The 20739-nt window shown below is 44.1% G+C and carries 20 protein-coding genes and 1 riboswitch; of the genes, 6 read left to right on the top strand and 14 right to left on the bottom strand.

What is annotated here, in order from left to right:
* Window positions 1–526 precede the first annotated feature (526 nt).
* A complete protein-coding gene (locus GJB59_RS13495; protein WP_142829998.1) occupies window positions 527–1213 on the bottom strand; it encodes an SGNH/GDSL hydrolase family protein in 687 nt (228 codons plus the stop codon).
* Window positions 1214–1434: 221 nt separating this feature from the next.
* Here GJB59_RS13495 and GJB59_RS13500 point away from each other — a divergent pair, with 221 nt between their 5' ends.
* Complete coding sequence (locus GJB59_RS13500; RefSeq protein WP_142829996.1) at window positions 1435–2142, top strand: NAD-dependent deacylase; 708 nt, start codon at window positions 1435–1437, stop codon at window positions 2140–2142.
* Between the two features lie 83 nt (window positions 2143–2225).
* Here GJB59_RS13500 and GJB59_RS13505 read toward each other — a convergent pair whose 3' ends face one another.
* Complete coding sequence (locus tag GJB59_RS13505; protein ID WP_142829994.1) at window positions 2226–2795, bottom strand: YdeI/OmpD-associated family protein; 570 nt, start codon at window positions 2793–2795, stop codon at window positions 2226–2228.
* Between the two features lie 178 nt (window positions 2796–2973).
* Between GJB59_RS13505 and GJB59_RS13510 the strand changes: the two genes are divergently transcribed.
* The 3 genes from GJB59_RS13510 (at window position 2974) to GJB59_RS13520 (ending at window position 6482) form a co-directional block, all read left to right on the top strand.
* On the top strand, window positions 2974–3909 hold the full coding sequence (locus GJB59_RS13510) for an acetamidase/formamidase family protein (RefSeq protein ID WP_142829992.1): 936 nt from the start codon (window positions 2974–2976) through the stop codon (window positions 3907–3909).
* Between the two features lie 58 nt (window positions 3910–3967).
* Complete coding sequence (locus GJB59_RS13515; RefSeq protein ID WP_142829990.1) at window positions 3968–5638, top strand: DUF2207 domain-containing protein; 1671 nt, start codon at window positions 3968–3970, stop codon at window positions 5636–5638.
* A gap of 109 nt (window positions 5639–5747) precedes the next feature.
* Window positions 5748–6482, top strand: a complete 735-nt coding sequence (locus GJB59_RS13520) for a YqcI/YcgG family protein (RefSeq protein ID WP_142829988.1) — start codon at window positions 5748–5750, stop codon at window positions 6480–6482.
* A gap of 141 nt (window positions 6483–6623) precedes the next feature.
* Here GJB59_RS13520 and GJB59_RS13525 read toward each other — a convergent pair whose 3' ends face one another.
* Window positions 6624–7631: a LacI family DNA-binding transcriptional regulator gene (locus tag GJB59_RS13525; protein WP_142829986.1), complete on the bottom strand. Its 1008-nt coding sequence runs from the start codon at window positions 7629–7631 to the stop codon at window positions 6624–6626.
* 188 nt (window positions 7632–7819) lie between these two features.
* On the opposite strand from GJB59_RS13525, the gene GJB59_RS13530 reads away from it, so the two are divergent.
* On the top strand, window positions 7820–8587 hold the full coding sequence (locus tag GJB59_RS13530) for an arylamine N-acetyltransferase family protein (RefSeq protein ID WP_142829984.1): 768 nt from the start codon (window positions 7820–7822) through the stop codon (window positions 8585–8587).
* A 47-nt stretch (window positions 8588–8634) separates the two neighbouring features.
* Here the strand turns inward: GJB59_RS13530 and GJB59_RS13535 are convergent, their stop codons facing one another.
* The 7 genes from GJB59_RS13535 to GJB59_RS13565 all read right to left on the bottom strand — a co-directional run bounded on the left by GJB59_RS13535 (window position 8635) and on the right by GJB59_RS13565 (window position 15744).
* Window positions 8635–9579 (bottom strand): ABC transporter substrate-binding protein, encoded by a 945-nt coding sequence (locus GJB59_RS13535; protein ID WP_142829982.1) that lies wholly within the window; start codon window positions 9577–9579, stop codon window positions 8635–8637.
* Window positions 9576–10124 carry a cobalamin adenosyltransferase family protein gene (locus GJB59_RS13540; protein ID WP_142829980.1) on the bottom strand — a complete coding sequence of 183 codons (549 nt, stop codon included), beginning with the start codon at window positions 10122–10124 and terminating at the stop codon, window positions 9576–9578. The genes GJB59_RS13535 and GJB59_RS13540 overlap by 4 nt, the downstream gene beginning before the upstream one ends.
* 166 nt (window positions 10125–10290) lie before the next feature.
* Window positions 10291–10489, bottom strand: a riboswitch (cobalamin riboswitch).
* A gap of 100 nt (window positions 10490–10589) precedes the next feature.
* Window positions 10590–11543: an HNH endonuclease gene (locus GJB59_RS13545; RefSeq protein WP_142829978.1), complete on the bottom strand. Its 954-nt coding sequence runs from the start codon at window positions 11541–11543 to the stop codon at window positions 10590–10592.
* A gap of 211 nt (window positions 11544–11754) precedes the next feature.
* Entirely contained in the window at window positions 11755–12540 is a 786-nt protein-coding gene (locus tag GJB59_RS13550; protein WP_142829976.1) for a cytochrome c oxidase assembly protein, read from the bottom strand.
* 157 nt (window positions 12541–12697) lie between these two features.
* The gene (locus GJB59_RS13555) at window positions 12698–13813 is read right to left on the bottom strand and encodes a diguanylate cyclase (RefSeq protein ID WP_142829974.1); all 1116 of its coding nucleotides are present in this window, start codon (window positions 13811–13813) and stop codon (window positions 12698–12700) included.
* A gap of 164 nt (window positions 13814–13977) precedes the next feature.
* Complete coding sequence (locus GJB59_RS13560; protein ID WP_142830089.1) at window positions 13978–14466, bottom strand: GNAT family N-acetyltransferase; 489 nt, start codon at window positions 14464–14466, stop codon at window positions 13978–13980.
* 27 nt (window positions 14467–14493) lie between these two features.
* Window positions 14494–15744: an MDR family MFS transporter gene (locus GJB59_RS13565; RefSeq protein WP_142829972.1), complete on the bottom strand. Its 1251-nt coding sequence runs from the start codon at window positions 15742–15744 to the stop codon at window positions 14494–14496.
* Window positions 15745–15842: 98 nt separating this feature from the next.
* Here GJB59_RS13565 and GJB59_RS13570 point away from each other — a divergent pair, with 98 nt between their 5' ends.
* Window positions 15843–17504: an ABC transporter substrate-binding protein gene (locus GJB59_RS13570; protein ID WP_142829970.1), complete on the top strand. Its 1662-nt coding sequence runs from the start codon at window positions 15843–15845 to the stop codon at window positions 17502–17504.
* A 66-nt stretch (window positions 17505–17570) separates the two neighbouring features.
* Here the strand turns inward: GJB59_RS13570 and GJB59_RS13575 are convergent, their stop codons facing one another.
* From GJB59_RS13575 to GJB59_RS13590, 4 genes are all read right to left on the bottom strand, one after another.
* Window positions 17571–17837 carry a hypothetical protein gene (locus GJB59_RS13575; RefSeq protein ID WP_142829968.1) on the bottom strand — a complete coding sequence of 89 codons (267 nt, stop codon included), beginning with the start codon at window positions 17835–17837 and terminating at the stop codon, window positions 17571–17573.
* A 76-nt stretch (window positions 17838–17913) separates the two neighbouring features.
* The gene (locus GJB59_RS13580; protein ID WP_142829966.1) at window positions 17914–18315 is read right to left on the bottom strand and encodes a hypothetical protein; all 402 of its coding nucleotides are present in this window, start codon (window positions 18313–18315) and stop codon (window positions 17914–17916) included.
* 422 nt (window positions 18316–18737) lie between these two features.
* On the bottom strand, window positions 18738–19817 hold the full coding sequence (locus GJB59_RS13585) for a DmpA family aminopeptidase (protein ID WP_142829964.1): 1080 nt from the start codon (window positions 19815–19817) through the stop codon (window positions 18738–18740).
* Window positions 19818–20059: 242 nt separating this feature from the next.
* The gene (locus GJB59_RS13590) at window positions 20060–20488 is read right to left on the bottom strand and encodes a CBS domain-containing protein (protein ID WP_142829962.1); all 429 of its coding nucleotides are present in this window, start codon (window positions 20486–20488) and stop codon (window positions 20060–20062) included.
* Window positions 20489–20739 lie beyond the last annotated feature (251 nt).

Here is a 20739-nt window from a genome sequence, read left to right on the forward strand (position 1 = left end):
TAAAATTGACTTTCTGTTGCTCGTTTTATTCTCCTTTCCCTTATATGTACTGCTCTCTACAGTAAATTAAAGTGAAATTTTCATTTAAAAATCTGAAACATAAGTTATCTTATTATTTTAATTTTACTTAGTCAATCTTTTTTTGGAAAATACAAGAAAGTTAAACCAGTCTCTTTTAAAAATGGATCGTTTCAATACGTGCAAAAAAAGCCTTCAAGCTGCGAAAGGCGTGAAATGATTATTCCAGAAATGATAATATCCCTTTCATTAGGACTTTGGCGAGCGGTACACGCTCCATCTGCACTTTGTCTATCATGCAAAGACTGGCGCCCTTTGCCTGGCTTCTTGCGGGAGCTATGCCCAAAGCGTCCGAAGCGTTGAGTAAAAGCTAGATTCTTTAGTTCAACATATATAGTTCTAATAATTATCTAAAATCCTAAACTATTCATCAATTATTTTCTCCATTGAAAAAAGCACAGGAATACTCTCCTGTACTTTTCCGCCTATTATTAACCAATAAAACCTGTTATTTTTTTGTTGGATGGATAGTGAAGCCAGTCGTAGATAAAGTATGGATCAACAATTCATGCATCAGCTTATAGCCTTCGTCGTTGGGGTGAATAGAATCCAACCAAATAGATGGGTTCTTACCCATGGCAGCTGTTTTTGATACGATAACCCCTTTTTCGCCGATGGCTGAGTTCCAAAGGCGAAACAACAGGTTTGTAAAACCGAAATACTGCTCTTCCTTTTTCATGGAATTGTACAGGTTATTCTGAACGATGATGACGCTATGATTGGCTTGCCGAATCATGGAATAGATCTCAAGCAGGTTTTGGCGATAGGTGCGTTTTAAAATGGCAAATTGCCGAATCAGTCCCTTAGCCCCGCCATTTCGGAATCCGCGAAGCAAATCATTGCCGCCGATGTTCAACAGAACAAGATCCGCTTTTTGCAGCGGTGCATGCCAGGAATCGGTCCGCATTTTCTGAACAAGCCCGCTGCTGGTCAATCCATTAATGCCAAGATTTGTGATGCGGCTTGCCGGAAAGGTTTCTTTCAAGTAATTGGCGATGCCGCCTTTAGTTCCGTAGCCATAAGCTACTGAGTCGCCTAAAATGACGATATTCTCTATATGAAGCGCTGTTTCATTTTTTTTGGTAGCGAGAAAAGGTGCTCTTCCAAAAAGGGCACCGGATCGGATATTGATCAATCTGCTGCACGTCCCTTCTTGCTGTTATTCTCTGTTATTTTATCATATTTCAGCTTTTTTCCGGTATGAAACGCTCTTTTCGGACGTCTTCACCTTATACATTACTGGCCGAACCCCTTATTATTGTAGGAGAAGTTTGCTTTCGATATGCCACTCTTCAAAAGTGATGCATCGCTGTGAAGCGAACGTTTAGGAAGATACACCACAAAGGAGTGAGCTCGATGATTAAAGACTGGTTATTGAATGCCAAACATGCAGTTGTATTTACTGGTGCTGGGATGTCGACTGAAAGCGGGTTGCCCGACTTCCGCTCGACGAACAAGGGTCTGTGGCAACAAAAGGACCCAAGCCAGGTAGCCAGCGTCGAAGCGCTGAATACAAACGTTGATGAATTTATCGATTTTTACCGAAAACGCGTTTTGGGTGTAAAGGAGTTTGAACCGCATAATGGCCACCGCATTTTAACGGAATGGGAAAACGTCGGTCGACTCAAATCCATCATCACCCAAAACGTCGACGGCTTCCACCAATTGGCGGGAAGCCAAAAAGTCGCCGAGCTGCATGGCAGTTTGCAAAAGATCCATTGCCAGCTGTGCGGAACTTCCCATAACAGCCAATCTTTTCTCGAGGGATCGTACCGCTGCGAATGCGGCGGCATCTTCCGCCCCTCCGTCGTACTGTTCGGGGAAATGCTGCCGGAACAGCCTTTCGAGCTGGCATTGGACGAAGCAAACCGCGCCGACTTGTTCATTGTTCTCGGTTCTTCGCTGTCTGTAACGCCTGCCAACCAGTTCCCGCTCATTGCAAAAGAGCATGGCGCAAAGCTGGTCATCGTTAACCAGGAAGCAACATCGTTCGACGGCTTTGCCGATTTGGTCATCAACAACCGGCAAATCGGCGACGTTTTAAAAGAATGGCATTGTTTTTAAACAAGGGCAAAGGACATCAGCATTTTACTGGTGTCTTAATTTTGGCGTTAAGTCGCAAACATCTTTAAACACCGGGCATTTTTTTAATAATCGATCAGCCGGCCATTATCGTTCCACTGGCCATACATCTTGTTCAATCTCGTATTTTCAATAAACTTGTCTAATCTTTTGTTGAAGATTTCAGGGTCGTTTTTATAAGCTTGTATGTTATCAATGCGGATTCTCCGATACAGTTCTGGAAAGTTCAAAAAATTTTCGTATACTTGTTCGTCTTCTTTCAATCGTTTCTCAATTTCCGGATCTACCATAAAAGATTCTGGGCGCATATCGGGGAGAATTTTCATACCTTCCGCTTTCATCATCCCCAGTTTTTCCAACCTTCTTACGCGTTCTTTGTTCAACTCTGTCCAATTGCTCTTTTTCTTTCTGGGCGAAAACCTTTGGGCCAGTTCCGTATCGGATTTTTTCTTCATGATGCCGTCGATCCATCCGAAACATAGGGCTTCCTCGACGGCATCGAGATACTGAATAACATGCGGTTTTTCTTTCACACTGACCACTACCCAACAAAACTTTTCGGTAGTTGAATATATTTCAAGCCACTCTCTGAACTCCTGCCTTGTCTGACTGCCAAGCAACTTTTCAATTTCCATTTGAACAGATCCTTTCTGACTCCAATTCACGGAGTTGGATTAGCACGGCTCATCTTGTCTCCTATATAAAAGAACTTTTCTCTGCCGCTGCCGCAAAATCCTTTTTGTCCGCTCTGCAAAGTAAATTGTTATAATCAGAAGAATAAGAAAATCTATTCAGTTGAAGGAGGAAATTTTTGTGATCCATTCTATACCACTCAATTCAAGTCAACTTCATTCATCTTTTAACCGGGACTACGCGCCAATTCTGACCGTTGCTTCCGGAGATACCATTCAATTGAAAACACTCGACATCCAATGGGGCTACTCCGCATCCGAAGCCGAGGAACGGGAAATCTTTACGTCCCGCGAAAACGAAGAAAAGCTCGCGCACCCGATAATCGGTCCGATCGCAGTCCAAGGAGCCAAGCCCGGCATGGTGCTGGAAGTGCGCACCAATAAGCTGATTCCGGGCTGGTATGGACGCAATTGGGCGGGCGGGCTGCCAGCTTGGCAAAATGGCAAGCTCGGCATTACTGACAGCGAACGGCTGCAAGTGGATTGGAAATTGGATACCAATAAAATGACTGGCAGCTGTGAACTTGGCGGCCAGCAGTTCAACGTCGGTCTATCCCCTTTTCTTGGCTTGATGGGCGTGGCGCCAGCGGAAGCTGGAAGTTTTCCGACAAAGCCTCCTGGTTATTTCGGCGGCAACATCGACTGCAAAGAATTGGTGCCCGGCAGCAGCTTGTTCTTGCCTATTTCTGTAGATGGTGCACTATTTTCACTGGGCGATGGCCATGCTCTTCAGGGAGACGGGGAAAGTTCGGGTACGGCGATTGAATGCCCGATGGACTTGGCCGACATCACTTTGATTCTCCATAAAGACATGAAACTGTCCATGCCGCGGGCCAATACCCCAGCAGGATGGATCACGTTCGGATTTGATCGGGACCTTAACGAGGCAGCAGCTGTCGCGCTCTCTGAGATGGTGTCATTCATGGAGCAGCTGTATGGCATCTCCCGGACAGAAGCAACGGCTTTATCGAGTGTTGCAGTCGATCTGCATGTCACGCAAGTAGTCAATGATGTCAAAGGCGTCCATGCGATTTTGCCGCATGCAGTGATCCGGTAAACAATATTTATGAAACTTTTGCATGCAATTTCCGTACATAAAGAAAGAGGTGATGGAAATGCACAAGAAAAGATCTTCTATAATAGGAATGATGATGCTGGTGTTCATTTTGTTTCCTGTCCAGGCTTTGGCCGTTGACTATTCGATTTCCGAAGTGACGATCGATGCTCATGTGAATGCAGATGGAACCGTGGAAGTCAGAGAAAATCACACCTACGAATTTGAAGATGATTTTAACGGAATCACACGGGAAATCGTTCCAAAAGAAGGCACATCGATCCAAAATTTCACAGGCTTTGAAAATGGCTCAGAACTGAAAGTTGAGCGTGATGGCGACTTGTACCAGATTTTCCGTGGAGGCGACGATGAAACCATCACGATTGAATTGCGCTATGAAATCCTGGATGCCGTCGAAAAGTTCGAAGACGGGGCCGAGTTTTATTGGCCATTCTTTGATGACCGCAATGAAAGTGATTATGAAGACATCACAATATCCGTGAGTCCTCCCGCTCTATCCGAGGAGACGGACTTTGTCGGCTATGATGAAGCCTACAAAACAGGCACTGTTCAAAACGATGGTACGGTCCTGTTCGAAATGGGCCTAGTACCCGAAGGCTCGAACGGAGATATCCGCGTCGTTTTTGACGCAGACCTTTTCCCTGCCCTAGCCCAACAAGACGGAACTATCCGGCAAGAGCTGGCTGGCGAAAGGGACCGGCTGGATAATGAAGCGATCGCTTTCGCAGCAAGACAGGATACGGGCAGTTCTATCGGCAACGGAGTCATTCCAGCAGCGGGGGCCATCCTGCTTGCCATGACTGCTTGGGCATGGAACCGCGCACGAAAGACCAAGCAGCAGGCAAAACCGGCTGATGGTGCCTTCTTTGTCCCTGGACAGAAGATGAGCATTCCAGCTACTTTGTATTTCACCAAGTCTTCCATCCTGACTCCAGCTGTAACGGCAGCCGCTTTGATGGAACTGGTGCGCAAAAAGAGGATTGAACAGCTGTCAGAAGAGAGATTCCGGCTGATTGACCGCAAAACTGAATTTGATCATGAAGCCGCATTGATCGAACTGCTTTTCGACAAGGCTGGTGACGGTGATTTTTTTGAAACAAAAGATCTTGAAAATTATACGAAAAATGAATTGAACCATGCGTCCTATAACGAATCAATCACCGCTTGGCAGCAGGATGTTGCGGCAGAAGTGAAGCAGCATGAGTTGTACGGCAAGCATCCCCTGCTTCGCTGGACAGTCGGATTTATCGGACTGGCGTTATTTGCCTCAGCTGTCTTTTTCGGAATCATGGACTTGCTGCCATTGATGTTCTTCTCCATGCTGGTTGGCATCTGCTTTATTGCATTTTGCTTCTATTCGCCGATCACTTACGACGGCCACGTGATCCGCGCAGAGTGGAAACAGCTGCGCGCTGCCATGGAAAATCTGGACGAGGCGGATTGGAACCGGTTGACGCAGGACGAAAAAATGCGTGCTTTCGCCTATGTTTTAGGTGCAGATGAAAAATCCAATAACCGCAGTACCCAAAGCTTTACCAATGCCTACAGTGAATCTGCATTTGCAGACTTCGGCGTTTTTTATAACCCAGTCCTGCTGACAGGCATTTTCGTTGCTGCCAATTCCAGTACCAGCGCTTCGGCCAGTGGAACAGGCGCTGTTTCTTCCGGCGGAGGAGTCGGTGGCGGCGGTGGCGGATCGGGGGCTTTTTGATCAATATATTAAAAACGGCTGAGATTCTTTTCAGCCGTTTTTGTTTTATCTGCTGCTTCTTAGGGAAGAATAAGGAAGATGTTATTTTTTGTATATGGAGGAAATACTAATGATTACAACAAACCCACCTTTATTGACGAAAGAAGATTTTTCAGTACGAACTGACCTGCCGGAATGGCTTCTGGCCGAATACAAGACTTTTCATGATACCGTAACAGATAAAACCTTCCCTTGCTATTTCGGGATGAGCGGCGAATTGAAAGGAGAATTGCGCTATGCTTATATCACACAAGAGGACTGGACCAATTTGCCGGCAGCGGTCGAATCGTTTCTAACCTTGTTCGATGATCCGAAGCACAAGCGGCATGGGTTGTTCGTCTTTGTAGAACCTTTCAAAGAAGAAGGCTCTTTGGAAGCTTACCGCCAGCAATTCTGGGACATTCTTCAATACCTGCACGATGAAGATGAAATGGAGTGGCCAAAAGACGCTCCGCGTGATCCGGACCACTATTTATGGGACTTTACTTTCCAAGGTGAACCGATTTTCATTTTCGGCAACACGCCTGCCTACAAACAGCGGAAAACGCGTGATCTTGGCAATGCCATGGTTCTCGGCTTTCAGCCGCGCCGAATTTTTGAAGGATTGAAAGGGACGGAGAAAGGCGGCGTTATGTCGCGCGACAAAGTCCGCCAGCGCGTTGAAGCATGGGATCACCTGCCGACGCATCCCGACATCAGCCACTTCGGTGATCCGGAACATAATGAGTGGAAACAATTTTTCATCGGAGACGATAGTGAACCGATTACGGGGAAATGCCCGTTTAACCATAAAGAAATGAAATAATAAACTGGAAAAGAGCCATACTGGATTTTCATCCAGTATGGCTCTTTTCTTACGATTAGTCGATCGTTTTTTGTTTATAGATGCGCTAAGCAAGGGTAAGGCTATAATGTCGCTTAAAGCTATTTTGAATTTGCGGACTGTTCACCTTTTTGATAAGGTTGCAGTTGTTTCCCGTTCGTACAAATGCACTTCCCGGCTTACATTAAATTCTTCGTCTTGGTTTAGCGTCACCATATCAAGCAGTCTTTTAATGGCTTCCTGTCCGAGGTTTGCAAGGCTGTCAGCTGTTCCGACGGAAGTTAATCCAATTGCCGAGTGCTGGCCGATTTCCGAGTTGCCGATGCCGATAATGCTGATATCTTCGGGAATCTGGTAGCCAGCTTCCCTATAGAAATCCAAAAGCTGAATGGCGATTTCATCGGTGGCCGCTACAATAGCTGTCGGCTTTTTCTTCAAAGCTTGTAAATCTTCAAATGCATTATATAGAGACTCTTTATCTCTATCGGCAATCACTAAACGCTTTTTGCGGATTTTGCTTTTCGCTTCCTGGAGTGCATAAATAAATCCCTGGAAACGCTCTTTATAAGTTGGGTTATTCAAGGGTCCGCCAATCCAGGCGATTTCTTGGTGCTTGATGCCCAATAAGTGGCTCGCTGCAAGATAGCCTGCTTCTACATTATCCAGTCCAATTGAATGCCGGCTGCCGGGGTAATTAGAATTCAGCAGAATAAACGGTATTTTTGTTTGGAGCAGCTTTTCGTGAATGGCTCCATCAAGCCCGACGGAAGTCAAAATCAGGCCATCCACTTTACTGGAAAGAACGGTATCGTATGTTTCATGTTCGTTTTCTTTCGTAACAAAATGGACATTGACTTGATATCCCTGTTCTTTCGCCAGACTGATAATCGATGGAGCAGAACCAATGAAGATTGGATCGTCTAAAGGCCCTGCAATCAAACTGATTGTTTTAGTGGTTCTGGCTTCTGGAACCGCATCCTCAGGACTCGTTGCTGAATAGTTTAATTCATTGACTGCGGCCATCACTTTGTCGTACGTATCTTTCTTTACTTGGTCAGGCTTATTCAAAACGCGAGAAACGGTCGTCTGTGAAACACCTGCATGTTTAGCGACGTCAGTTGTTGAAACCATATTCTTCACCCTACTCTCTTTTAGTTTGTTCACCTTTAACCGACTATTCATTTTAGTAATTCATCATAAATTCATTTACTTATTCACTATACCACGCCAGACCATTTTCTACACATCAATAAACAATCTGCCGTATTTATTTTAAATGAATAACCATTTTAGCAGAACGAAAGGAATGAATATTATTCATGAATAAAGAAGAATACCTCAAACGATTCAAGGCTGATACTATTCAGGAAAATTTCCTACAAAATTTATCGGAACTCCAGTCTTTGCATATGCAGAATATCCCTTTTGAAAATCTGGATGTTATACGTAAGACGCCAATTTATTTGAATCTTGAAAGCATCTATGACAAAATCGTAACTCATCACCGCGGCGGTTATTGCTATGAATTAAATGGCTTGTTTCACTGGCTGCTTGGCCAGTTAGGATTTGATGCAAAACTGATATCTGCTACTGTCCAAAAACCGGATGGCTCTTGGTCAAAAGCCGATACCCATGCAGCGATTCTTGTAAAGCTCGATACGCTCTATCTAGTTGATGCCGGATTTGGCGATTCCACCATCAGTCCAATTCCAATAGGCGGTGAGCGCCATACAGACCATAGCGGAACTTATCGCATTCAGCAAGTGGACGATGTACATTATGATTTGATCAGAGAGAATGAGGATGCAGAAAAAGTGCTGTACCGCTTTTCTACTGAAGAAAAGCAACTGGCCGATTTTCACGAAGGATGTGTCTTTAATCAAGTATCAAAAGACTCTCCTTTCACCCATGATGATTTGGTGACACGGGCAACAGAACATGGCCGCATTACCTTGTCCGGCAGCCAGCTGACGCGCTCGGAAAATGGCGAAAAGGAAAAAACAGATCTGTCTGCGGATGAAAAAAGACAAGTACTGAAAGATGAATTTAGCATCAATCTAGATGCACTTGAAGAACAGCTGCAATAACATACAAAACCCCCCGCTTTTTAAATCAGCGAGGGGTTTTGCCAATTTTATTCGAAAACTTCCGGATATACGGTTTCAGCCACTAACTCAACAGCATCACCGATTCTCGGTCCCGGCCGCGACGTAATGTCCGAATCCAGGAAAAACACCTGATCGTTTTCAATGGCTTCGATGTCGTTCCAGCCTTCACGTGCTTTGATCTCGTCAATTGGATCTTCAACATACGAGACAGTTGTTGCAATGATTTTCGGATTCCGTTCGATGACTTCTTCTTCAGAAATCTGCGGCCATCCTTCAAGATCGCCGAATAGATTTTTGACTTGGGCATGATCCAGGATTTCCTGCTGGAAGGTATTCTGGCCAGTCGTATAGATTTCCGGGGATGGGCTGATTTCAAAATAAATCTCTTTTTTCTCTTCCACGGATGCCACTTTTTCCTGTACGTCTTCAATTTGCTGTTGAATCGAACTGATCAGTTCATCACCTTTATCTTCAAGGCCCATTACAGTGGAGATTTGCTCAATATCGCCATAGACATCTTCAAATGATTCGGCTGACTCAATAACAAACACTTGGATTCCTGCTGCTTCAAGATCTTCAAAACCGGTTGGCCCTCCTGTCGAATAGCCGATAACAACATCCGGATCCAATTCGATAATGCGTTCTGCATTAAACGCCACAGAATCGGAGACACGCTCTACGTCCGCTGCTTCAGCCGGGTAATTATCATAGTCCGTGACACCGACCAGTTTATCTCCTGCCCCAATTTCATACAAAATCTCGGTATTGCTCGGAATCAAAGACACGACAGTTGCCGGTACTTCTTCGAAGGTCAGTTCTTTATCCAAGTCATCGGTTACTGTATATTCTGTTTGTTCCTTAGGCTCTGCTGCCGTTTCTGATTCGGGTGTTTCAGCTGTGTCGGACTGGCAGGCTCCTAGAGCTAAAGCTATTGTACCGATGGATAGGAACTTAAATAGGTTAGTTTTCATTCGTTGTTGGCCACTTCTTTCTGTTTAGGTCTTGTTGGATAGGACTTGCTGACAAAAGGAATTTCTTCCACGCCGTGATACTGGTTGACATACACCGCCATCGTAAATAGCACATTCGCTAACAGGTTGGCGTAATCAAAGAGAATCTCGGGCACAGCTCTCTCTAGACTCACCTTGTGCAAGGCACGGACGGATTTTTTTGCTTCGCTGCGGCATACATGCAGTACACAGGCGGCGTGTGTTCCTTGCGGCAACACAAAATTTCCGATTTTGTCTTTGGTAAGGTTTACATAATAATCATACATGTCACTCAACACATTCAAATCCTCTTGTTCAATGGCAAGCTTGCCGCGCACAGAGCCATTCAAGTGGTACGCCATCGGCTGGAGAATCTGTAAATCCCGCTGAACTGCCTCCACATTGGTTGTCAATGATAATGCTTCCCCTATTCGGGTGGTCAGGGAATCGGTCCTGATTTCAAAATCCACTGTCGAAGCTGATTCACGCATGAACGGATAGCACAGAAAACGCATGTCTTTTTTCATCTTTTCACCTCACTTCTGTTTGGTGAACACCGCTGCATTGAACGCTCCCGCAAAACAGCAAAAAGCCGCCCTCAAAAAAGGGCGGCGCCATAGCTATTCAGAGACATACTCCAGCAGTCAAAAATAGACATTGTGCCGTATGATCCCCTTATCTTCCGAAGAGTAAAAATACGTTCAAAAAAAGGTAGGTCTCCTGGCTTGTGCATCGCTTTAATCTAAGAACCTTCCCGTCCAGATGACTTGGATCATCTCGACAGTGGCATTTTCTTATTTCATACGCACTTACAGTTGCGGAAACAGCCCCGGAATCTAACCGGGTTCCCTGTTATGCTGACGAATCAGCACCTTTTTTCTGCATGATTATTCACTTGTTCTCAGTGTAGCATATTCCCTGCGGCAAAAGACATACGCAATCGAAACTTTTAGAACAGATTTTTCAATGCCCGTTAAGAAAGCAGCAGTGGCTTATTCCTGATTTGTCAGCAACTTCACTTTTCTCGGTTCGGCAAAAACGATTCGTTTATGCCATCTTAAATATGGAGCGTGTTCAGGGGATACCGGCACTTTCAAATTTTTCCGCAGTCTATAGACCGGATAGTCTTCTTCCGTGATTCGGCTCGATATATGCAGACGGCCACCGCCAGTAAAGGCAATGAGTCCCGCCGAATACAAGGCTGCGTGATTGGCACAAAGCAGGATTCCGTTAAAAGGATCCAACCGCTCTCTGTCTGAACTGTCTTTCCAAGGCTTGGCATGGCTTGCTTTCAGGACATCGTCGATAGCAATCCCGCAAAGCGGACATTCACCATTCCATAAGGGCAACAAGCTATCCCGGAATTGTTCTTTGCCTCTGCGCATTTTTGTTTTGATTTCCAATTCAGCTTCTGCAATCAACCCAAGCAGTGGATTATGTTCCGTTTTTTTGATGACTTCCATCGCCAGCTCCAACTGTTCCACTTCTAATGTGAAGATATTCAAGGAGCTGATGAGCTCCAAAACTCTCATCGCCAGTTCTTCATTGCACGGATAAAGATATCCTGAATTGCCGCTGGCATCTTCCTGGAAGGCTGCATATTTCACTGGCAGCAATGGCTGAATATCGCGGAAGTATTCTTTGACGGACAGCGGATTTTCAAGCTCCCGATAATCAGTGTACGCAATATAAGCATCTTCGCTTTCTTTAGGCCCCTCATCTAAATTTTTCGGCTTGGAGCCTTTGGTGCAATCTTTACGGACTCGGCTAATAGCCACAAAATATCCTTTTACATAATGAAAAACGATATCGCCTTTTTTCAGTTCCTGCATACGATTCCAGGAATGCGGCACCATGCCGGACTTGTCGATCTGGGGCGTCCAAAGAACCCCCGCATTTCGTTCTTCCTGATAGGTCTCCCCTTGCATAACAATAAAACTATTCATGAATTGCCTCCTAATGATGTTGATGCTCAAATCCATTCGATCTTATGTAGTAGAGCCGATTATTCGAATTTAAACGTTTATCCCTAGTTTAACCCAAAGCAATAAAATTTGCCGGGGAAAAAGAAAAGCGCAAGCGCCTATGTAGATTCGACGGGCATAAGACGATCTGGCGAAGCGGCGNAAAGAAAAGCTCAAGCAGCCTATTAGAGCTTTATGCATCCTTGACCGGCTCTGTCTTTCTCGGAGCAGTTGATTTATACCATTGATAACAAAGGATAATGATGATAGCCAGCTCGATTAAATCTCCTCCATAATACATGACCATCCCTCCTGTTTCTGCCTCTCCCCGGGAAACACCTGCAGGCGGATGGGCATAGATGATTTTTGAGAGGATTTTGTGTGCCGCCAAAGATAGAATGAGAACAATCGAACGAAATAGATAACCCAGACGGTGAGCCGCAATGTCTACATAAATAATGGAAGCTGTAAACAGATAGCCCGCTAAAAATACATGAACGTGGATGACTGCATAGACAAACACGGACTGGTGCATCCATTCAAACAAACTGGTCAGGTACAGCACATACATTCCACCGATATTGAGAATAAATGCAGTAATCGGATTGCTTAAAATTCTGATAACCCGGCTCTTAAAAAGAGAGGAAACTTTTCTTGCCACTCGAATAGGCAGCGACCTCAACAGCAAGGTCGTTGGCATTGCGAGCACTAACAAGAGTGGTGCCAGCATGCCAAGCAGCAAATGCGTCCACATATGTCCGACAAAGCTAGTCTGCGCGAAATCAGCCAAAGGCCCGGTAAAGCTGATTGCGATGGTGAAAATTCCAAGACTCCAGAAAAAAAGACGATACAGCGGCCACGCTTTATAGCGCAGGCTCGTTAATGCAGCAGCCAGCGGATAGAAAAGAAAGGTGAAAAAGAGTAAAATGACAGCTGCTGCCTCCAGACCTGCTATTCCTGATTGCAGATGATGCTCCACTTGAATCCCCCCTGCTCTGAATCCGCTGCCTCACGTTTCAGCCTTCTCTTATCCTCTACCCAACTATGCTAACTGATATGTCTAACTTTCAATCCGCAATAAAAAAGACATCCGCTTTTCCTTAAAGCGGATGTCTTACTGTGGTTGCTTTCCTAAATCATATTTCAATGGCTTCGCGTAGATCTGTTATTCCAAAAGATGAAACTTGATTTTTTCCGTTTCGTTTGGAATGATACAAAGATTGATCTGCTTCACCAATCAGTTGTTCGAGTGATTTGTGATAAGAGTCTAGACTGATCCCCATTGATACGGTCAGCTTTCCATTAGGCTGTAGCTGTTCCCCGTCAAAATGGTATTGCTCGATTCCAACCCGTACTTTTTCGGCAATCGCCAGCGCTTCAAGATCATCAAACGGATCGGTAATACAGAAAATAAACTCCTCACCGCCATAACGCACCACGTAATCTTTATTGCGGGTATTGTCTTGCAGCAATTGGCCGATTGACCGAAGCACAGCATCTCCTTTTTGATGTCCATGTGTATCGTTATAGGATTTAAAATAATCCACATCGAGCATGACGATGGCCACGGGTACTTGCTGCGCAACCAAAGTCTGGACCTTGCTTCTGAAATAGCGCATATTGGGCAGTTGCGTCAAATGATCCTGATTCGAGAAAAATTCCAATTCTTTTCGAACCAATATGTGGTGACTTTCGCCATTGGCAACCAGACCCATCGAAAGGACCGCGATTCCGGCAAAAACAGCCATCGAAATGGTCATTAAAGGGGTCGCCGGTGTTGTCGCCACCATCCATATTGATTTCAGAAGTTCGAAAACCGCCCATCCGATCATCATCCTTTTAATATCCAGCAGCGCAAAAAACTTATTGACTGTTTTTTTATTGCGGAATAGGCTTCCTAAAATGACAGGCAATATTACCGTCTGAAGAATTCCTTCCACTACAGTGGGACCACCAAGAGAAAAACGGTAAAAAGAAGGGAAAATCGCAGATAAGATCCCTACTTTCCATCCCCCTACATAGGAAATAAAATAAAGCGGAACTTCCCTTAAATCTATCCTCATCCCTTGATATTCAAAGGGGTTGTACATAACAGAGAAGGATAAAAAGCTAATGAATATTACAATCAAAAACAATAATAATTTTGATTCGTTCGAATCAGGAAATAAATATTCTTTTGCTTTTAAAGCTATGTACATTAGTGCAATGATTAAAGCCATATTTTCAAGAAAGAAAAAAATTAATAAATTCATTGATACATCTCCTAATAAAACGTCCTTTCTAGTTTACAATTTTAATAGCTAAAAATACAGATAAACTACAATATTAAACATTTTTTAGAATTTAATGTAATAAAAATCCCTTTAACCAGCCTCCATTTCTAACAGGTTAAAGAGTATTCTCTATTTTTCATACTTTAAAGCAGTTTCGACATATACAACTCGTTGACGTACTTACCGTCTATCAATAGGGAATCTCGCTTTATTCCCTCCACTTCAAATCCCATTTTTATATAAAGGGCAATCGCGGCCTTATTGTGCTCCAGTACCGTCAATTCAATGCGGTGAAGCTTCTTCTCTTTTGCCCATTTTTCTAAAGCCAGAAAAAGCTTGGTTCCTATTCCTTTTCCACGTTCTCCCTTGTGGATGCCTATCGCGACATAGACTGAATGCCGTTTCCGGTTGACTTCCTCATTTATTGCGAATAGGTAGCCCGTTAACTTCGACTGCTCTTCAGCCACTATCACGGTTGATCTAAGATCCATGGCAACAAGCCGTTTTTGCAGCTGCTCGGACGTAGTTTTTCGTTCCCCCGCTTCGAATAGCATGTAACCGGACTTTTCTACATGTTTCATAAGATCAGCCAAATGGTCGGCATCTGCTGGAACTGCATTTCTGATATTCATAGCCATTCTTTTGACCTCCTCATTTTTTTAAACAATTTCCGGTCTGACTACTTGCTCTTCCCCAATTTTTCTGGCAAATAATCCTGTATAAACCAAAAGCGTTCCTACCATCAACAGCACACCGATATAAACGGACATCATGGTAGGTATTAGAAATGCGCCAATAATGATGGTCGAACGCGCCAGCAGATCCGCTCCGCTGAATGAAAAGTTGGAGAACGCGGAATACGAGCCGCGTTTGTCTTCCGGAATCATATTTGCCATTTCCGCATTGCGGACCGGTGAATACACCAATTCACCGATGGTACCGATAAAATTGAACAAGATCAATAAATACCAGCTGTTCGCTGACGTTATGGTGACATAGCCAACACTGTAAAGCAACAATCCAGCCAGCAGAACATGTTGTTTGGAAAAGCGGTCTGTGAATTTATTGACCACGAAAGTCAGGCAGACGACCAGCAGCATGTTCTGGATATTCAACAGGCTCAACATCCGAACTCCTGCAACATCAAAATCCGCGATGGTGAAGGTCTCAAAGTTTTCGGCAAGTCGGACGCCTATATAGCTGTTCAACGAAAACTCAGCTGAAAAGATGAACATGGAGCCGACTACCACTTTAACGAAAGGACGATCCTGGAAAGCAACTTTGTAATTTTGGAGCAAATCAATCAGCACATTGTTGTGCTGTTTTTTCAAACTCTGAACGCGTTCGTCCTTCAGCCAAATCTGATAGGCCATTGGCAGGCTGGCAGACGTCACGGTCAAGAGAACAAACAGCTCGATCTGATGATTAAGATACAGTAATCCACCGAGTGCCGCGCCGATAGCCATCGATAAATTGACCATCCAGTAATCGATGGCGTATATCGCTTTGCGGTTTTCAGGAGTCGTTGAATCGATGATGATGGCATGCATTGCCGGCCTGCCCAAACTGCTGGTGACGATAAAGATGACATAGGCAGCTGCAAAGAGGCCGATCCATTTGTCTTCCGGCAGCAAGCTGAGCGCCATCAGCAGGAACATGACTGCACTGAGTGACGAAGTCAAAACCAGCACCTTTTTACGCGGGAAGCGATCGGAAATATACCCGCCAATTAAGTTGACAAAAAAACCGATAAAGACCGTAATGATCAAAAAGGACCCTGCCCACACTTTGCTCATTTCCTGTGCAAAAAACAGAGCCATGAACGGCATGACAGCTGAAGTAACAGCTCGGTTAAAGAAAGACGTGATTAAACGCACTTTAATATTCTGTGGATAGTCTTTCCATTTCATCTTGTCAGCCCCCCCTTGTCTTATGTATATTAAACTAGACGAAAGATGCTAAAAATAGACATTTTATATATCTTTGTCCACTTTTAGGAGGAGACTGCATGGAAAAAACTCTTTTGGCCCTGTGGCAAGCTGTGCCATCCGGCTACGTCAAACAAACTCAACTGGCAGATCTGCTTGATCTGAGCAGCAAGCAGACGACACGCCTTTTGCGCAAATGGGCTAACGAAGGCTGGTTCACTTTCACGTCTGGCCGTGGCAGAGGTAATCCTTCTCATCTAAATTGGCTTAAAAATGTGGAAGAAGCATACGAACACCAGCTCTCTCAATTGATTGAAGAACAGTCGATTGAAACCGCCGGAAAATATCTTTTATTCGATTGGTCGCCCGAAATTAGGCAGCGTTTGATGCATAAATTCAGATCTAATTTCGGCTATATCCAAAACGACACAAGTGACAGCGACAAACTGATTATTCCCAGAAAGTATCCGTTATTGACCCTCCATCCACTCCATGCGGCAGATGTCCATAGCGCCAATATGGTTGCTACAGTTTATAACCGGTTAGTGTCGGTCGATGAATGCGGCCACGTTTCTCCTGAACTGGCCCATAGCTGGGATTTGACTCCCACCTGCCTTCGCCTCTATCTTCGGAAAAGAGTCCATTTTCACGATGGATCATTTCTGGATGTGGAAGATGTGGTGGACTGTCTGGAACGGCTGCGGACGGATGCTGCCTATGTGGAGTTATGGAAGCCAATCACCGCCATTAAAGCCATTTCCCCGCACGCTCTTGAAATCTCTTTTCCCGGCGGCTGCAGCTATTGCCTGCAAATGCTTGGCATGATCAATGCCAGCATCTACAAGGGAACTGCTTTAAATCCTATTGGTTCCGGCAGTTTTTTCGTCGAGGAAAACCACGAATTGAAAACCACATTAATGGCTTTTGAGGATTATTTCCAGGAACGGCCATTGCTTGACTCTGTGCAGTTTATCCAAGTGCCTGAAGACTTTGACTTTGCATATCGAACTTCGGCAAATGATAGGAGCGAAGATACATTTCAAGTCGAAAGCGATTCCGGTTTTGGCGCAGTTATTATGAATGCATTTCGCGATTCCCCCATAAACCAAAAAGAAGTACGTGATTATGTCCATTACGCAATTGCCAAACACCGCCATACAATCGGCCAGTTTCATCCGCGGGCAATGCCCAACCACCAAAGCTGCCTGATCGGCCAGAAACAGCCTTATTCACTGCCATTTCCCCAAAAACCTATATTCGAACAGCCGTTGGTTATTAAGGCGGCAAATTACACGAGTGGTTCAACCCGTTGGCTGAAAAAAGCTCTCGAAAGTGAGGGCATTCCTGCCGAAATCGTCTGGCTGTCTTTTCGGGACAAAATGCTCGACACAAAAGATGACCAGACAGCCGACCTTTTTGTTCACGGCGAAGTGTTTGAAATGAACCAGAATTTTTCATTTTTTTACTTTCTTTCAAATGGCTATTCGCCACTGGCCGCCATTATGAAATCCCAGCCCATGTTCAGCAATTACATGCAGCAATATTCAGATATGCCTTTTGAACAGTGGACAGCACTAAATTTGAAAATTGAACGGCAGCTTATTGAGTCATCTCTAATGATTCCACTGTATTATGAAAAAAGGCAAATTCCTTTTTCCGTAGATTTGATGAATATTTCCATAAGCCATTTTGGCTATGTCGACTTTTCAAAGCTATGGGTGCGCCCAGTCATTGGCAGCTAATATAAAAAAGATGGAGAGCTGCACCAAGCTGGGCAGCTCTCCATCTTTTTGTTTGCTTTAGCGGACTTACAGAGAGTGTAGATTAGTGGAAAATATCAAGTATAAGCTCAATGTCAGCACGTTGAACAAAACAAGATTAAACTTCATGTCACCTTTTGCGCCGATTAATGCGGCCACAATTCCAAATCCACTCAGAAAGCAAGGGAAATGAAGATGGAAACTCATCAGCAATTCGAGTGGTTTATTGAACCAATGAATGGCCGCCAATGTCAACGGCAGCATGGTCAAAAATAACATACTTGCCGAGATGCACGAGAAACAATTCTTATACATATGAACACCACCTTGTACTGTTTTTTAGCGCTATTCAGTGACAGTTAAAACAGGAAGGCGGTTCTATGCGGCAAGTCTACCAATCAATCGCATTTAGGGCTGATGCAATACGTTCTGCAAAGGCTTCAGGAAGTTCACGGGATTCCATGTATAGGCAATAAACATTTGGTTCCATCACAACACGCTGCATATAATTGTTTGGCAACGGGTGGATGTGGCTGATCAAAACCGATAAAAACACGGACAGTTCTGACGGCAGCAGTAAGATTTCCGCCTTGTTGATCATGATTCCTGGCTGTTGCAATGCTTGGAACGTGATATCGCAATCCACTTTAAACGAAAATTTAGTTTCATCAGTTTGGATGACTAAACTTCTAAGCTTTTTTACCAAAAAGAGATTCCCGGTTACTTCCACTTCAGCATCCAGCGCTTTCTGCAGAATAACGGCCATTTCTTTAATCGGGTCTGCTATAATCATTTTCTTCATCCCTTCAAAAACTTTATCAGGTGAAAAACAAAAAAGTGTTAAAACTAAAAATTACAAAAATTTAATCTACACTGTTTCAAAAGCCTAATAACCTATATATTTTACTATTTAACTGAAATGAACTATTTTTTATGACACTATTAGACTACATCTTATTATACAACTTGTAAATGGATATTTATCAATTTATCATTTTTCTGCATTTTAAACTTAAAGAAATATATTCAAATCTTCTCATTCATCCTTCTTCTATCGTTACATCCCTTAAGTTCAATGAGTATTTTAAATTTTATTTACTGCTTCGGAAAATTGTCCATTAAACAAACAAGCATTTTCCTGAAGTATAATTGCCTGCCCAGAGTATAAAAGTATGTTTTTTTATGAAATTTTTTAATCAAATGAAAAAGAACCCTTTAAGGGTTCAGTTTGGTTGTAAGCGGTATTTGGAATTTCTCAAGCAAGTCTTTAAATGCCGGCCGTTCATTTCCATTACGTCCAACAATGGATTTTGCAGTGATCAACGAATTTAATACAGCTTCTTCCGCTGCTTCTCCTACGGCCCGGAAAGCCTCGTCCATATCTTCTTCATGGATGGTTGCAATTGCCAGGCATTGCGGCGGTTTGGCATGCGGGATTTTATTAGCCGTTGTAAAACCGAGAACAATTTCACCGCTGCCATTGGTGATGATCGATCCGGTTCGAGAAAGTCCCGTGACTGCCCGTTTCAGTATGCGATTCAATTGCCGTTCGGATAAAGGAAGGTCGGTTGCCAGGATGACCATGATTGAACCTTTATCTTCTTCCTTATAGGATTGCAGAATGTGTTTCTTCAATTCTTTGCCGACCGGATTGCCGCTCACCATTAAATCGCTAAGCATTCCAAAATTCGACAGCACCAATACTCCAATAGTATAAGTTCCATGCCCAAGCTCCAAGATGCGCGAAGCAGAACCGATTCCGCCCTTTAACGAATAGCACAGCATTCCCCTTCCCGCTCCGACTGCACCTTCTTCAAACTCCACTCCTGTATGGTCCAGCGCATGCCGCACATGTTCTTCTTTGACAAAACGGCTGCGGACATCATTGAGAAACATGTCGTTGCATTCACCGATGACCGGATTTACCGTACCGGTTGTACTTCCGATATCAGGGTTCTTCTCCAGCATATAATCGATAACTGCATTTGCTGCTGTCCCGACATTTAATGTGTTGGTCAGAACAATGGGTGTTTCCAGCGTACCGAGCTCCGCCAATTGGATGGTTCCCATCGTTTTCCCGAAGCCATTGATGACATGGCTTGAAGCAATCAGCTTGTCATGAAACAGATCTCCTTGATGCGGCAAGATGGCAGTCACTCCGGTCTGCATATTGCCATCGCTCAACGTGACGTGGCCAACGGTAACTCCTGCGACATCTGTTATGGCATTCAAAGCTCCCGGCTTCATACTGCCAATTTTCACACCATAATCCCGGATTCGTTTTTGGTTGTGCAAACTCTCACCTCTTTTTTTATAGTCTAGTTCTTTACGTTTTAAACCCGCATAAGTTTCGATTAATAACCTTCAGTTATAGTCTGGTGGGCATAAAAAAGTTCTATCCAGACGCTGAAAATATGCCGCCACACTTTTAATTCCTCCATTTTTTAAAGACCGTTAACTCATGAAAGAATTAACGGTCTTTAAAAATGGTTTGACTTATTTTACCGAAGGAGACATCCCATACAAACCCTTTCCCGTTATTGCAGTCTCGTGTTATCAGATTCGGATACTTCCTCTAAGATCATGCTGGCATTGTCGTCGGTACGGTCTCTTACGGCAATATCACCCAACGAAACGATGCCGATCAACTGGTCATTTTGCACAATCGGAAGTCGCCGAATTTGATGTTTGGACATTACCTCAGCAGCGTCTTTAATGGACATTTCAGTTGTTCCGGTAACTAAGTGTGACGTTAGAATCTGAGAGACAGGTCGATCCAATGAAACTTGAGCAGCGATTCCCCGGATGACAATGTCGCGGTCTGTCACAATTCCAAGCAACCGCTCGCCGTCGCTGATTGGAATGGATCCAACATCAAGTTCCATCATCTTGGATGCCAGCTCCCGGATAGTGATATCCGGATTGCAGGTCGTTACATCGGTAGTCATAATGTCTGTAATCTTCATGAATCGTTCCTCCTCTGGATATTTTCAGCTTTTGCTCACCAACTGGCTCCTTCCATTGACCGGAAAAATTTGTCAGTTCCCTCTCCACTGAACCTCCTTTCTTCTTTTCTTTTACTATTCCTTATCCATTTCATTAAAAAATAAAACGTCTGCTCTTTAAAAACTAACGAAGATTAAATTCCCGGATTTTGTGGTGTCTCTCCAGTTACAATAAAAACGTCAGACATCCGATTTTCCTTAAACGCCATTTT

Source organism: Planococcus soli (assembly GCF_016881065.1).
In the GTDB taxonomy this organism is placed as follows: domain Bacteria; phylum Bacillota; class Bacilli; order Bacillales_A; family Planococcaceae; genus Planococcus; species Planococcus soli.

Bases quoted from the DNA above. Each gene is read 5' to 3' on its own strand.
- GJB59_RS13500 (WP_142829996.1), top strand. From the start codon at position 1,435: ATGATTAAAGACTGGTTATTGAATGCCAAACATGCAGTTGTATTTACT.
- GJB59_RS13505 (WP_142829994.1), bottom strand. From the start codon at position 2,795: ATGGAAATTGAAAAGTTGCTTGGCAGTCAGACAAGGCAGGAGTTCAGA.
- GJB59_RS13515 (WP_142829990.1), top strand. From the start codon at position 3,968: ATGCACAAGAAAAGATCTTCTATAATAGGAATGATGATGCTGGTGTTC.
- GJB59_RS13520 (WP_142829988.1), top strand. From the start codon at position 5,748: ATGATTACAACAAACCCACCTTTATTGACGAAAGAAGATTTTTCAGTA.
- GJB59_RS13525 (WP_142829986.1), bottom strand. From the start codon at position 7,631: ATGGTTTCAACAACTGACGTCGCTAAACATGCAGGTGTTTCACAGACG.
- GJB59_RS13530 (WP_142829984.1), top strand. From the start codon at position 7,820: ATGAATAAAGAAGAATACCTCAAACGATTCAAGGCTGATACTATTCAG.
- GJB59_RS13535 (WP_142829982.1), bottom strand. From the start codon at position 9,579: ATGAAAACTAACCTATTTAAGTTCCTATCCATCGGTACAATAGCTTTA.
- GJB59_RS13540 (WP_142829980.1), bottom strand. From the start codon at position 10,124: ATGAAAAAAGACATGCGTTTTCTGTGCTATCCGTTCATGCGTGAATCA.
- GJB59_RS13545 (WP_142829978.1), bottom strand. From the start codon at position 11,543: ATGAATAGTTTTATTGTTATGCAAGGGGAGACCTATCAGGAAGAACGA.
- GJB59_RS13555 (WP_142829974.1), bottom strand. From the start codon at position 13,813: ATGAATTTATTAATTTTTTTCTTTCTTGAAAATATGGCTTTAATCATT.
- GJB59_RS13560 (WP_142830089.1), bottom strand. From the start codon at position 14,466: ATGAATATCAGAAATGCAGTTCCAGCAGATGCCGACCATTTGGCTGAT.
- GJB59_RS13565 (WP_142829972.1), bottom strand. From the start codon at position 15,744: ATGAAATGGAAAGACTATCCACAGAATATTAAAGTGCGTTTAATCACG.
- GJB59_RS13570 (WP_142829970.1), top strand. From the start codon at position 15,843: ATGGAAAAAACTCTTTTGGCCCTGTGGCAAGCTGTGCCATCCGGCTAC.
- GJB59_RS13575 (WP_142829968.1), bottom strand. From the start codon at position 17,837: ATGTATAAGAATTGTTTCTCGTGCATCTCGGCAAGTATGTTATTTTTG.
- GJB59_RS13580 (WP_142829966.1), bottom strand. From the start codon at position 18,315: ATGATTATAGCAGACCCGATTAAAGAAATGGCCGTTATTCTGCAGAAA.
- GJB59_RS13590 (WP_142829962.1), bottom strand. From the start codon at position 20,488: ATGAAGATTACAGACATTATGACTACCGATGTAACGACCTGCAATCCG.